Genomic DNA, 13,231 nt, shown 5'->3' with positions numbered 1-13,231 from the left:
TGCTTCACTTGTTAAGTGGTTTATCCGATTTCTGCAAGCCTTGCGAGGGCGGCCTTAAGCTTGGCTTCTTCCTCTTCGCGGGCGGCAAGGTTCTCGCGCGCTTCCTCGACCACTTCGGCCGGGGCCGAAGCAACGAATTTCGGGTTGTTGAGACGTCCGCGCAGTCCGCCCAATTCCTTGGCCAGCTTGCCGAGGGTTTTTTCAAGCCGTGCCTTTTCCTCGTCGATGTCGATGATATCAGCCAACGGCAGACCAAAGGTGCCGCCATCAACTGCGACGGTGATGCAACCCTTCGGGAAGTCGGCCACGTCGGTCAGGCTGTCGATGCGCGCGATCTTCTTGATCAGTGCCTCGTTCCGGGTCCAGGCACCTTTGCCGGCGTCATCCAGTTCCGTCACCAGCATCGGAATTTTCAGACCGGCAGGCACATGCATTTGGGCCCGCGCCGAGCGTACGTTCTCGATCACCGAGATTACCCAGTTCATCTCGCGGTCGGCCTCGGCATCGACCAGATCGGCCACCGCATAGGTCGGCCAGTCCTGATGCACCAGCATATTCGCACGGTCAGCAGTCACGCCCCACAGCTCTTCGGTGATGAAGGGCATGATCGGGTGCAGCATGATCATGCACTGGTCCAGAACCCAGCCCATCGTGGCACGGGTTTCAGCTTTGATGGCGTCATCGTCGCTGTTGAGCAGCGGCTTGGCGAATTCCACATACCAGTCGCAAACTTTGCCCCAGACAAAAGCATAAAGCCCCAGCGCTGCGTCGTTGAAGCGGAACCCGTCAAAGGCATCGTCAACGGTCTCACGGACCTTTGCTGTCTCGCCGATGATCCATTTGTTTACGGTGGCGGTGGCCCGTGGCACCTCTGCAGCGGGCGCGCCATTTGCGTAAACCTCGTTCATCTCGGCAAAGCGCACGGCGTTCCAGATCTTGGTGCCGAAGTTGCGATAGCCCTTGATGCGTTCCATATCCAGCTTCAGAACTCCGCCCAGTGCCGCCATCGCCGCCGACGAGAACCTCAGCGCGTCCGCGCCGTATTCGTCGATGATGTCGAGCGGATCCATGACGTTGCCGGTGGATTTCGACATCTTCTTGCCCTTGGCGTCGCGGACGAGGCCATGCAGGTAAACAGTGTCGAACGGAATTTCGTCGACCACGGCCAACTGCATCATCATCATGCGCGCGACCCAGAAGAAAAGGATGTCCTGACCGGTGATCAGGGTCGAGGTCGGGAAATACTTCCGCATTTCCGGCGTATCCTCGGGCCAGCCCAGCGTGCCGATGGGCCAGAGACCGGACGAGAACCAAGTGTCCAGAACGTCGGCGTCACGCCAAACCGGATAAACCAGCTTGGTCGGGTCCTGGGTCATTTCGTATTCGGCCAGCGATGCGGCAAACCGCGACACGGCTTCGTTGCGGTCGGCGACCTCGACCACGGTGGCGTGGTTCAGCGGGGTCGGCAGGCCGGCCTCAACATCGTCGAATTGGGCCTTCACCTCTTCGAAGCTGGCGGCACAGTGGTGACGTTCATCGCCCAAGAGCAGCTTCTGTTCCGACAGAAGGCGTCCCATTTCGACCAGATCAAGACTGCCGTCGCCTTCGTCATCCTTGAAGCCTTCGCCAGACAGGTCAAAGCCGTACCAGACCGGAATCTGGTGGCCCCACCACAGCTGACGCGAGATGCACCAGGGTTCGATGTTTTCCAGCCAGTGGTAATAAACCTTCTCGCCCGACTCAGGCAGGATTTTCACGTCGCCATTGCGCACGGCGTCCAGCGCGGGGCCGACAACCTTTTCCGCATCCACGAACCACTGGTCTGTCAGCATCGGTTCGATCACCACCTTTGAGCGGTCGCCAAACGGCTGCATGATCGGCTTGCTTTCGACATAGGGAATGGTTTCCGGTTCGCCTTCGGCACCCGCAGCGGGGTTCGGGATCATCACGGCCAGACCTTCTTCGGTGATCTGGTTGATCACCAGCGTCCGTGCTTCGAACCGGTCGAGACCGCGCAGGTCGTCGGGGACAAGGTTGATCGCGTCGACTTCGTTCTCGGTGAATCCGGCACCTTTCGCATGGGCCTGTGCCTTGGCCGCTTCCTCGGCATAGGGCATACCGTCTGCGCGCATATGGCCCTTCATGTCCATCAGGCGATACATCGGAATGCCGCCGCGCTTGGCCACCTGATAGTCGTTGAAGTCATGCGCGCCGGTGATCTTCACCGCGCCCGAGCCGAAATCGGGATCGGGATATTCATCGGTGATGATCGGGATCAGACGGCGGTGTTCTTTGGGTCCAACCGGAATTTCAACCAGCTTGCCCACAATGGGCGCATAGCGTTCATCCGACGGATGCACGGCAACCGCGCCGTCGCCCAGCATGGTTTCGGGGCGGGTCGTAGCGATCGAGATGTAGTCGCGCTCTTCTTCAAGGGTGACGTTCCCGTCTTCGTCTTTTTCGACATAGGTATAGGTTGCGCCACCGGCCAGCGGGTATTTGAAATGCCACATGTGGCCCGCAACTTCGATATTCTCGACCTCAAGGTCCGAGATCGCGGTTTCGAAATGCGGGTCCCAGTTCACCAGCCGCTTGCCACGATAGATGAAGCCCTTGTTGTACATGTCGACAAAGACCTTGATCACGGCATCGTGGAAATTGCCGTGGGCCTCGTCTTCGGGGGCGCCGGGAGCGCCGGACATGGTGAACGCGGTGCGGTCAAAGTCACAAGAGGCCCCGAGGCGCTTCAGCTGGTTGATGATGGTGCCGCCGGACTGGTCTTTCCATTCCCAGACCTTTTCAAGGAACTTTTCGCGGCCCAGTTCGCGGCGCGAGGGTTCCTGATTTTCCGCCAGCTTGCGTTCAACAACCATCTGGGTCGCGATTCCCGCATGGTCGGTACCCGGCTGCCAGAGGGTATCGAACCCCTGCATGCGCTTCCAGCGGATCAGGATATCCTGCAACGTATTGTTGAACGCGTGGCCCATGTGAAGAACGCCGGTCACGTTCGGGGGCGGGATCATAATGCAATAGGTTGAGGCGCCGGGTTTTGCGTTTGCGCCGGCGGTGAAACAGCCCGCCTTCTCCCAGGCCTCGAACAGGCGGGTTTCAGCTTCGGCCGCGTTAAAGGTCTTTTCCATTGCCATTTGAGTGATCCTGCAAAACGTCTGTGTCCGATCCCCATCTAGCGAAAGGGCGCGGAAAGGGGAAGGTGGGAGGTGGTACAATCCGGTGAATTAAGGGGTGGGAACCGGGGCCTAGGCACGCATTTGACGCACCGTTGCAGCAAAGCTGCGCGAGACCGGCAAGCAGCGACCGTCGCTCAGATAGGCCACCAGACGATTGTTGTGTCGTCCGAGCCCCCGAAAGGCCGAGGCTGCGATCCAGTGCGACCGGTGAATTTGCTGTCCCGGATAATCACCAAGTTCTTCAAGCGCGTCGCCAAAACGCAGGTGGATCAGGTCCCGTCCGGCTTGGGTCGTGACTTCGACATAATGATCCTGCGCCGTGAGTGAAATGAGGGTATGCCCCAACTCGGGCGAGAGGCGCGCAAAAAATGGTGGTTGTTGGCGGGCGGGGGCCGGCGGCGCCCCCGACGCGGCGGGGCCAGCGGGGATGGCAGGGCGAAGCCATGTCACGACAACAAAACCTAGGACGGCGATCACGAGAAACACATAGCCCACGATGCGAAAATTCCAGAAGGTGCCGCCGTCGGGGCGAAACACAGCTTCGAGCCCCAACACCGAAACCGCCGTGGGCACCCCGGCTAGGGCCAGCGCTATCGTGACATTGCGAACGGGCTTTCCCGGCCGGTACGGCCCCCATCTGCGCAGGCACACGATGGCGATTGCCACACAGAGCCAGCCCGTTCCAAGCGCGATCGCCCAATAGGCCGCTCGCGACCAAAAGGAAAAGTCGAACGTTCCGAAGGGACCGATCGTCGTGAAAACCCCTACGGCCATGATATAGGCCGCGGCCATCTCGGGCAGATACCAGCGGGGGTCTTCGCGTGTCGCAGAGGGGCGAGAGGTGTCGTTCACGAAGTCTGGCCTTCCATTCACGTAATCTGAGTTGTTTGTTGCCCGTGCCTCTGGTCATGGCAAGTGCATTGTCATGGTTAATCGGAGAAGTGTCATGGAACTTGGATGGGTGATGATGATCGTGGTTGGCGGCGTGGCCGGATATATCGCGAGTCGGATCACGAACACGCAACGCGGACTGGTCGCCAATATCGTACTGGGCATTATCGGGGCGGTGTTGCTCAACCTCGTCCTCTCCAAGGGGTTTGGTATCCATCTTGGCGGACTGGTCGGGCAGTTCTTTACGGCGGTCGCGGGGGCAAGCCTGCTCATCGTCATTCGTCGTGCGATCAGAAAGGGCTGAAAACATGGTGATATCGATATTGCATGGTGCGCCGTTCTGGGTCTGGCCGGTACTGGCTTTGCTTGTCTGGTTGGGGTTGCGGGCCACACGGGTACGTTCCGTGGCGAGCTGGTCGCTTTATGTTCTACCGCTTGCGGGCCTGTTGTCGTTAAATGCCGTTCACGGGCTGAATGTTGGCGTTGCCGTGTGGGCTGTCTTCGGGGGGGGCTATCTGAGCGGGGCACTGTTCGGCAGGCGGTATCAGGCAGGGTTGGTGCTTGAAAAGTCGGGCGGCGTGGTGCGCCTCGCCGGCGAGTGGATGACGCTTCTTGTTCTTATGATCGTGTTCTGGGTGAACTTTGCTGGCGGTGTGGCGCAAGCAATAGCCCCGGTGGTTTACGCGTCTTTCGGGTTCAAGCTTGGGTTCGCAGCGATTGCCGGACTTGCTGCAGGATCGTTTCTTGGCCGCGCAATTGCCGTACTGCGGGCCTGAGCGGCGCAGGACGGCGCGCGCCTTGTCTCGTTGATTGGACGGTGTTCAGTCCGTGCGCTCGCGGGCAATATCGCTATTGGTCAAAGGAACACGCTCACCGCTTCGGATTACCGTCGGATCATAGGGGGCGCGGGCAAAGACCTCTTCCACCATCGGGGCAAAGAACGACAGGGGCAGGTCGTCATAGTCAGGATCAAAGGACGCCTGATCCCAGCGTTCGCAGAATTCGGCGCAATCGTCGAAATAGGGGTGGCCTTTGTGGCGGTCCCGCTTGTTCTGGTCGAAGCCGTCAAGGTGATGACCATAGTAAAGCATCTGAAAGTCACCATGCGTCCGGACGCACCATGTGCATTGTTCGCGTACAAAGGGTTTGAGGATCGTCGCAGCGTATTCGTCATGGTTATAGGGCGCGTAGATGTCGCCGATGTCATGCAGCAATGCCGCCACGATCCAGTCGATATCGGCTCCGTCCCGCCAGGCACGTGTGGCCGATTGTACCGAATGACCCAGACGCGTGATCTGATAGCCGGACAGGCTCTGGTCCAGATCGACAAGTGCAGTCAACAGGCGCTGGGCGGTGTGTTTGGTGTGGTCGATCTCGTGTTCTGTCAGGAATTCATATTCTTCCTTGGTGCCGTCCTTCATCTGCGTGAAACTGACCTTGTCCATTACCGTGCTCCCTCGTAGAGACCTTTTTCTTTCGTACCTGCCATGGTCACCTGCGCCTGGTGCGCGCGGATCTTGTCATGCATGGCGATACCTTCGGGCGTGAACCATTCCTGAGCAGGCGCATAGTGGATGAAATGCCCCTTTTTGTCCGTGCCGCGCACCGGGATCGCATAATCCTGACCGCCATGTTCCTGAGCCACGTCCGGCGTCAGATACCGCACAACCGCCGCAATCCGTCGATCTGCCGAGATGTTGGGGCCAGATCCGTGAATGGTCAAGCCGTGATGCAGCGACATCTGGCCGGGGTGCAGTTCGATTGCGACTTTGTCTGCCTGGTTAATATCCACGGCAATTTCCTGGCCGCGAGACAGCAGATTGTCAGCTTCGAACGTATCCTGATGGGGCAGGATCGCGTTTTTGTGCGACCCGCGCACGAAATCCATGCACCCCGAAGCCGGCGTCGCGGGAGAAAGAGGAATCCACGCCGTGACCAGCCCGTCAATGGCGCCCATGCCCCAATAGGTGAGGTCCTGATGCATGGTCACGACATGGCGTGTACCCGGTTCCTTGACGAAGAACTCAACCGAATAAAGCAGAATGTCGGGACCAAGCAGATCCTCGACCGCATCCAGAATGCCCGGATGGCTGCCGATCTCCCAGGCGAGCGGCATCACACATTGGGCATTAAGCCGTTTGTAGCTGTTGAGAGGCAATGGTAGGCCCGCGTCAAGCCAGTTGCGCTCCATCAGTTCAAAGGCAATACGCCATGCGGCAGCCTGATCTGTGGCCACGACCGGCAGGGGAAAAATAAATCCGTCTTTCCAATATCGGCTGACCTGTTCTGCCGACAGATGGCCAGAGGTCAAAGGGAGAGATGGAATCATCGCGCTGGTCCTCGGTTGGTGTCTTGCGTGACCCTAACTTGACCCTCTCTAACTCGAGAGCGACGGTTCTTGCAGGTAAGGCTAAGTTTTACTTATCCTACTCGCATGGAAAACCGTATCCCCTCGCTGAACTGGCTGCGTGTCTTCGAAGCAGCCGCGCGCACGGAAAGTTTTGCCCGCGCCGCGGCACAGCTTCACATGTCGCCTGCCGCAGTCAGCCAGCAGGTGCGTGCGCTGGAAGAGCGGCTCGGCACGCCTCTGTTTGTCAGACAGGCCCAATCCGTGCGCCTGACCGAAGCGGGGCGCGCCTATCTGCCACCTGTCCAACAAGCGTTGATGACCCTTGAGAGCGCGACCGATGTTCTGTTCGGGGCCAGCCGGGGGCAGGGGCTCTACGTGCAGTCGGTGCTGATCTTTGCGCATGGTATCCTTGCGCAGGGCATTGCCGATTTTGAAACCCGACACCCTGATGTTTCGCTGATGCTTTCGACCGGAAATTCGGCATCGGATTTTCACCACGGGTTCACGGATCTGAAGATCATCTTCGGGAATCCTCACGCTTATGGCGCCGAAAGCGACCGCATCATGGGCGAATGCCTTGTGCCCGTTGCACCCCCCGAAATCGTGGCGCAGATCGCCCAGCCCTCGGACTTTCTGAAGTTCCCCTTGATCGAGGTCGGCACGCACCGGTCAGGCTGGGTGCAGGTGCTTGAAGAATTGCGAGTCATGCCCGGACGCCGCCAGATGGTACATGCCGACAGCACCGTCATGGCCATGGCGATGAGCCGTGCCGGACGCGGGATCGCCTTGGCCCGTTCTCCGGCCAGCGATCTGGATGTTTCGGCCGGGGGATTGACCCCTTGTTTGCCGGAGTTTTCCGTGCAGGGCAGCGAGGCCTACCATCTTGTCTATGACTCGCTACGAGGATTGCGTCCGCCTGCCCGCCAGTTTCGTATCTGGTTGCTGGACTGGGTCGCTGCTCAAGGTTGGCCTTGACTGACCCGCGCCCCCAAAATTAACTGCGGGTGCGGTCCAGTTTGGTGGCAAGATGGATCAGGCTTTCCGATCCCTTGACCCCGCGTGTTTCTCCGATCAGATCAAGCGTCTGGTCCAACTCGGCGGTGCTGTTTGCCGCGACAATCACGATCAGATCCACCCGCCCCGAGCAGGTATGCACGGTTTCCACGGCAGGCAGGGTTTTCAGCCGCTGCAACACGGACGGCCCGGCACGCAACTCGATCGACACCAGAACGGTGGCCCGGATCCTCGGGCGCACCACCTCGCCCAGACGCAGGGTATAGCCTGCGATGGCGCCGGTTTCCTCCAGCCGGTCAAGTCGGGCCTGCACCGTGGTACGCGCCAGCCCCAGCTTGCGGGCCAGCGTCGCGACCGGTGCGCGCGCATTTTCACTCAGGGCCGAGATCAAGGCGCGGTCTGTTTCGTCTAATTGCATCTTAGCTTCGTCACAATGACAGCAATGGCAGAAGATTTATCTGATTTGATACGTGAGATCGACGAAAAATCCGTTCATCCTGAAAGAAGAACAGGATTTGAGGTGGCGACATGCGCAATCAACCGGCCCTTTGGCCGTCCCCCGAGTGGCATCTGAAGAAATTTCGTCCAGATCTGCCGGTGCTTTACTTCGCCCCAGATGTGCTGCAAGCGACCGCGCGCAGGTTCATTGAGGGGTTTCAGGGGCTTGTGACCTATGCGGTCAAGGCCAATGACGACGCCGAGGTTTTGGATAACCTTGTGGCTGCGGGCGTTACGGCCTTTGATGTGGCTTCGCCTCGCGAAATGCATCGGGTGCGGGCCGTCCTGCCCGATGCCGTGCTGCATTATCACAACCCGGTGCGCTCGCACGGGGAAATCGCCGAAGCGGTCGGGCACGGTATCCGCAGTTGGTCTGTCGACAGCCCCAACGAGCTTGAAAAACTGGTGGATGTGCCCCGCGAGAACACCGAGATCGCAGTGCGCCTGCGCTTGCCCGTGCCTGGCGCGGCCTATGATTTTGGCGAGAAATTCGGTGCCGACCCCGATCTCGCCGTGGCTTTGCTGCAAAAGGCGGCCGGTATGGGGTTCGCCACCGCGCTGACCTTCCACCCCGGAACCCAGTGCCGCGACCCGCAGGCGTGGGCCGTCTATATAATCGAGGCGGCGGATGTGGCGCATCGGGCTGGTGTAACGCTGACACGTTTGAATGTTGGCGGCGGGTTTGCGGCCCATCGCGACGGGCAAGCCCCCGATCTTGAAGCCGTGTTTGACCGGGTCGCCACCGAAACGCGCCGTGCCTTTGGCCGCGACGCTCCTGAACTTGTTTGCGAGCCGGGCCGTGCCATGGTGGCCGAAGCGTTCACATTGGGGCTGCGGGTCAAATCCGTCCGCAAGGATCACGCAGTTTTCCTGAATGACGGTGTCTACGGCTCTCTGACCGAACTGCGCGACATTGGCGCGCCGGACCGTATCATCGTGATGCGCCCTGACGGGACACGGGCGTCTGGTGTGCCTACCCCGCACGTGGTGTTCGGGCCGACCTGTGACTCGCTGGACCGGTTGCCCGACCCTTTGCCCCTGCCCGCGGATATCCAGGAAGATGACTATGTTCTCTTCCGCGCAATGGGGGCCTATTCCGCGTCGATCTCGACTGGATTCAACGGCTACGGGCTTCAGGACGTGGTGACAGTGACCGCATTGTGAACGACGCCGCGTAGTGCGACTTGGGGGTGGACGGCGCGCGCCGGGAGAGTACATTTAATTTGTTATCTACCAGCGAGGGGCGCTCTGATGGACAAGTTCGGTAAAAGCCAATCAGTCAAACGTGTCGAGGATCTTCGGTTTCTGCGGGGCGAGGGACGTTATGTCGATGACATTGCCCCCGAGGGTGCCCTGTTCGGCGTGTTCCTGCGTTCTCCGGTGGCTCATGCCGTGATCACCCAATTGGACGTGAGCGACGCACGCGAGGCTGACGGCGTGCATGCGGTCCTGACCGTCGATGATCTCAAGGCGGCAGGCATGAACGTGGCGATGCGCGCCATGACGCTTGAAAATCGCGACGGGTCCCAATCCGTGAACCCCTATCGCCCGATGTTGGCCGACACCAAGGTCCGCTTCGTAGGCGAACCGGTTGCCCTGGTCGTGGCCGAAACTCTGGACCAGGCGCGCGACGCGGTGGAAATGATCCTGTTCGACTATGACGAATTGCCCGCCCATATGGACCGCGCGCCGGGCGGTGAGGCCCTGCATGGCAATGTGCCCGACAACCGTGCTTTTGACTGGGGCATGGGGGAAGAAACCGCCGTTGCGGATCTGTTTGCCAAGGCCGCGCATGTGGTCTCGCTCGAGGTTGATGACAACCGGGTCATCGTGAACCCGCTTGAACCACGTGGATGTTATGCCGAGTGGCAGGACGGACGACTACATGTCGCCGTTAATGCGCAGGGGGTCTGGGTGCCCAAGGATCACCTTGCGGCCGGGTTTAACCTGCCCAAGGAACAGGTGCGTGTGACCAACCCTGACGTGGGCGGCGGCTTTGGCCTCAAAGGGATGGTCCACCCCGAGATGTTCTCGGTCGCGCAGGCCGCGCGGCAGATCGGGCGGCCCGTGCGCTGGATGTCGGATCGGACCGAGGCAATGCTGGGCGACAACGGCGCGCGCGATCTGGTTTCGACCGCGGAAATGGCCTTTGATGAAAACCACAAGGCCATCGCCTATCGGGTGCATACGCGTGCGAACCTCGGCGCCTACAGTTCGCAATTCGGACAATTGATCCAGACCCGCCTGTTCAGCCGTGTATTGATGGGGGTTTATGATGTACAGGCCACGTGGTTGAACGTGGAAGGCATCTATACCAACACCGCGCCGGTCGATGCCTATCGTGGCGCAGGCCGCCCCGAGGCGATCTATGTGCTTGAGCGTCTGATGGACCGGGCCGCGCGCGAATTGGGCGTCGACCCGTGGGATCTGCGCCGCAAGAATTTCATCGCGCCCGAGGCTTTCCCCTATGCCGCCGCGACCGGCGAAACCTATGATGTTGGAGATTTCCCACGCGTTCTGGACCGCGCCGCTGAATTTGCCGATCTGGACGGCTTTGCCGCACGCAAGGAGGCCAGCGAAGCACGCGGCAGGCTGCGAGGGCAGGGCCTTTGTTACTATATCGAAAGCATTCTGGGTGATCCTTCAGAGGGTGCGAAGGTCGAATTCAGAGAGGACGGCACTGTGGCGATCTATGTCGGCACCCAAAGCAACGGTCAGGGGCACGAGACGGTTTATGCTCAGTTCCTGTCGGACCAGACCGGCATTCCGGCCCATCTGATCGAGGTAGTGCAGGGCGACAGTGACCGGATCGAACGCGGCGGCGGCACGGGTGGATCCCGCTCGGTCACGGTGCAGAACTCGGCCACGCTGGCCACGGTCGACGTCATGATGGCTGCCTTCCGCCCCTATCTGGCTGACAAGATGGGCGTGTCCGAGGATGCAATCGGGTTCGACGATGAACGGTTCCGCGCGGAAGGGTCGAACATGACGCCAACCGTGCTTGACGTGGCCGAGATGGCCCGGACCGATGGGCGTGCCGATCTTTTGACCCACGAGTCGCGCATCACCCTGCCGGCGCGATCCTTCCCGAACGGCGCCCATGTCTGCGAGGTCGAGATCGACCCCGAGACCGGGCAAACCGTGGTGGACCGCTATACCGTGGTCGATGATTTTGGCAACCTGATCAACCCGATGCTGGCAGAAGGGCAGGTGCACGGCGGCGTTGCGCAGGGGATCGGGCAGGCCATTATGGAGCATGTCGGCTATGATGAAGATGGCCAGCTGCTCACGGCAACGTTCATGGACTATGCGATGCCAAGAGCCGCGGATGTGCCTATATATAGGTTTGACACCGTGCCGGTGCCGTCTACGGCCAATATCATGGGCATGAAGGGCTGTGGCGAGGCCGGAACGGTGGGCGCGATGGCGGCAACGGCCAACGCCGTGCAGGACGCGCTGTGGGATCGTGGCGTGCGTCAGGCGGATATGCCGTTTACGCCGGTGAAAGTATGGGAATTGCTAAGGGATGTCGCTCACACGGATCGGTAAAAGGCTTCTTGGATGGCTCGGACGCCCGCTGCGTTCGGACCACACAAAAACGCGCAAGCGCGGACCGCAGAGTCATGTGATCATCCTGGATGGCACGATGTCATCCCTCGAACCCGGGCAGGAAACCAACGCCGGCCTGACCTATCGGTTGCTACAGGAAATGAATGGCCAGCTGACCCTCTATTACGAGGCAGGGGTGCAGTGGCAAAGCTGGCACAACGCCATCGACGTGATGATCGGGCGCGGTCTGAACCGCCAGATCCGCCGCGCCTATGGGTTTCTGGCCTCGCGTTATCGCCCGGGGGACAAGATTTTCCTGATGGGCTATTCGCGGGGGGCGTTTGCCGTGCGCTCTTTGGCCGGGATCATCGACAGGGTTGGGCTGGTGCGGGCCAACTGCGCCACCGAACGCAATATCCGGCAGGTCTACCGACTCTATGAAAACAACCCCGACGGGGATGCCGCGCGGGCCTTTGCGGACGCCTTTTGCCACCCCCATGTCGAGATCGAGATGATCGGCGTCTGGGACACGGTCAAGGCGTTGGGCCTGCGATTGCCCGTGTTGTGGCGGCTGACCGAGGAACGGCATGCCTTTCACAACCATCACCTTGCCGACAACGTCAAACACGGGTTTCACGCTCTGGCGCTTGATGAAACCCGCGAGGTGTTCGAACCCGTGCTGTGGGAGTGTCCCGAGGAATGGCCGGGTCAACGTGCCGAACAGATGTGGTTCCGGGGCGCGCATGGCGATATCGGCGCGCAGCTTGGCGGGTTCGAGGCCGCCCGTCCGCTGTCCAATATTCCGTTGGTCTGGATGCTTGAGCGTGCGGAAAGCTGCGGTTTGCCACTGCCCGAAGGCTGGCGCGGCAGGTTTCCCTGTGACCCCGATGCCCCGGCGGCGGGTACATGGCGGGGCTGGGGCAAGATGTTCCTGCTGCGCAAGGCCCGTCGCGTGGGGCAGGACCGATCCGAGGCGATTCATCCTACTGCGCAAAACCATGTACCAACGCACCTACAGGACGGAATGCGTGTCGCCGATTAGGGGCGCGGTGGCCTCAGTCGCGCCAATCCACCATCTCATCCAAGGATGCGCGCTCGGTGCGGAATGCGTTGGCGGGATGCGTCATGTCGGCATATCCGAATGAGATCGCGGCAAGGATTAACTGATCTTCGGAAATATCGAAATGGGCCCGCACCGTATCGGCATAAAAGGCCAGCGCGGCCTGCGGAATCGTGGCGACGCCCTGTGACTGCGCACTCAGGCAAAAGGCCGTGATGAACCCGCCGCAATCCAGCGCGCCATAGCTGCCAAGCTCGGCCGCCGTGGTGATGAGCGCAACATGCGGCGCGCCGAAGAATGCATAGTTTTCGCGCATTTGCGCCGCGCGCCCCGCCTTGTCTGCGCGTTCGATTCCCACCGCCTCGTAAAGTTGCAGGCCACAGGTTTGGCGGCGTGCTTTGCGCAGGCCGCTATAACCGCTCGGGGGCGGAAAGTCGGTACTGGCCCCCTGCGTGTCGAAGGCATCCAGCATGACCTGCCGGAACGCTTCGGTGCTGGCACCCGAGGTCAGGATGACCTGCCACGGCTGGGCATTGCACCAACTGGGCACACGCCCGGCATCCTGCAGGATGGTTTCGATCACGTCACGTGGCACGGGTGTGTCAAGGAACCCACGGCAGGAATGGCGTGTTTGCAGAAGGTGCTGGAGTGAGTCGTGATGTGTCATGGTGCCCGCTTTGG

12 protein-coding genes are annotated in these 13,231 nt (G+C 60.5%); 6 read left to right on the top strand and 6 right to left on the bottom strand.

Features of this window, described 5'->3' with window-relative positions:
- Window positions 1–20 precede the first annotated feature (20 nt).
- Both WNE31_RS15910 and WNE31_RS15905 read right to left on the bottom strand, forming a co-directional pair.
- The gene (locus tag WNE31_RS15910; RefSeq protein WP_349980939.1) at window positions 21–3,146 is read right to left on the bottom strand and encodes a valine--tRNA ligase; all 3,126 of its coding nucleotides are present in this window, start codon (window positions 3,144–3,146) and stop codon (window positions 21–23) included.
- 111 nt (window positions 3,147–3,257) lie between these two features.
- Window positions 3,258–4,040: a LytTR family DNA-binding domain-containing protein gene (locus WNE31_RS15905; RefSeq protein WP_349980938.1), complete on the bottom strand. Its 783-nt coding sequence runs from the start codon at window positions 4,038–4,040 to the stop codon at window positions 3,258–3,260.
- 94 nt (window positions 4,041–4,134) lie between these two features.
- Between WNE31_RS15905 and WNE31_RS15900 the strand changes: the two genes are divergently transcribed.
- Together WNE31_RS15900 and WNE31_RS15895 are read left to right on the top strand one after the other, a co-directional pair.
- Window positions 4,135–4,383: a GlsB/YeaQ/YmgE family stress response membrane protein gene (locus WNE31_RS15900; protein ID WP_349980937.1), complete on the top strand. Its 249-nt coding sequence runs from the start codon at window positions 4,135–4,137 to the stop codon at window positions 4,381–4,383.
- A gap of 4 nt (window positions 4,384–4,387) precedes the next feature.
- Window positions 4,388–4,855, top strand: coding sequence for a hypothetical protein (locus WNE31_RS15895; RefSeq protein ID WP_349980936.1), 468 nt, complete (start codon window positions 4,388–4,390; stop codon window positions 4,853–4,855).
- Between the two features lie 45 nt (window positions 4,856–4,900).
- Here WNE31_RS15895 and WNE31_RS15890 read toward each other — a convergent pair whose 3' ends face one another.
- Window positions 4,901–5,524, bottom strand: coding sequence for an HD domain-containing protein (locus tag WNE31_RS15890; protein ID WP_349980935.1), 624 nt, complete (start codon window positions 5,522–5,524; stop codon window positions 4,901–4,903).
- Entirely contained in the window at window positions 5,524–6,408 is an 885-nt protein-coding gene (locus WNE31_RS15885; RefSeq protein WP_349980934.1) for a phytanoyl-CoA dioxygenase family protein, read from the bottom strand. The genes WNE31_RS15890 and WNE31_RS15885 overlap by 1 nt, the downstream gene beginning before the upstream one ends.
- A 105-nt stretch (window positions 6,409–6,513) precedes the next feature.
- On the opposite strand from WNE31_RS15885, the gene WNE31_RS15880 reads away from it, so the two are divergent.
- Entirely contained in the window at window positions 6,514–7,404 is an 891-nt protein-coding gene (locus tag WNE31_RS15880) for a LysR family transcriptional regulator (RefSeq protein WP_349980933.1), read from the top strand.
- Window positions 7,405–7,423: 19 nt separating this feature from the next.
- Here WNE31_RS15880 and WNE31_RS15875 read toward each other — a convergent pair whose 3' ends face one another.
- Complete coding sequence (locus WNE31_RS15875) at window positions 7,424–7,861, bottom strand: Lrp/AsnC family transcriptional regulator (RefSeq protein WP_349980932.1); 438 nt, start codon at window positions 7,859–7,861, stop codon at window positions 7,424–7,426.
- A gap of 110 nt (window positions 7,862–7,971) precedes the next feature.
- Between WNE31_RS15875 and WNE31_RS15870 the strand changes: the two genes are divergently transcribed.
- From WNE31_RS15870 to WNE31_RS15860, 3 genes are all read left to right on the top strand, one after another.
- The gene (locus WNE31_RS15870; RefSeq protein WP_349980931.1) at window positions 7,972–9,105 is read left to right on the top strand and encodes a type III PLP-dependent enzyme; all 1,134 of its coding nucleotides are present in this window, start codon (window positions 7,972–7,974) and stop codon (window positions 9,103–9,105) included.
- Window positions 9,106–9,192: 87 nt separating this feature from the next.
- Complete coding sequence (locus tag WNE31_RS15865) at window positions 9,193–11,490, top strand: xanthine dehydrogenase family protein molybdopterin-binding subunit (RefSeq protein ID WP_349980930.1); 2,298 nt, start codon at window positions 9,193–9,195, stop codon at window positions 11,488–11,490.
- The gene (locus WNE31_RS15860) at window positions 11,468–12,532 is read left to right on the top strand and encodes a DUF2235 domain-containing protein (protein WP_349980929.1); all 1,065 of its coding nucleotides are present in this window, start codon (window positions 11,468–11,470) and stop codon (window positions 12,530–12,532) included. Before WNE31_RS15865 ends, WNE31_RS15860 begins: the two co-directional genes overlap by 23 nt.
- A 13-nt stretch (window positions 12,533–12,545) precedes the next feature.
- Here WNE31_RS15860 and WNE31_RS15855 read toward each other — a convergent pair whose 3' ends face one another.
- Window positions 12,546–13,217: a nitroreductase gene (locus WNE31_RS15855; RefSeq protein ID WP_349980928.1), complete on the bottom strand. Its 672-nt coding sequence runs from the start codon at window positions 13,215–13,217 to the stop codon at window positions 12,546–12,548.
- Window positions 13,218–13,231: the final 14 nt, after the last annotated feature.

It is taken from the genome of Shimia fortis, from assembly GCF_040225985.1.
Classification (GTDB): domain Bacteria; phylum Pseudomonadota; class Alphaproteobacteria; order Rhodobacterales; family Rhodobacteraceae; genus Shimia.
This window is presented reverse-complemented; position numbering and strand designations above follow the sequence as displayed.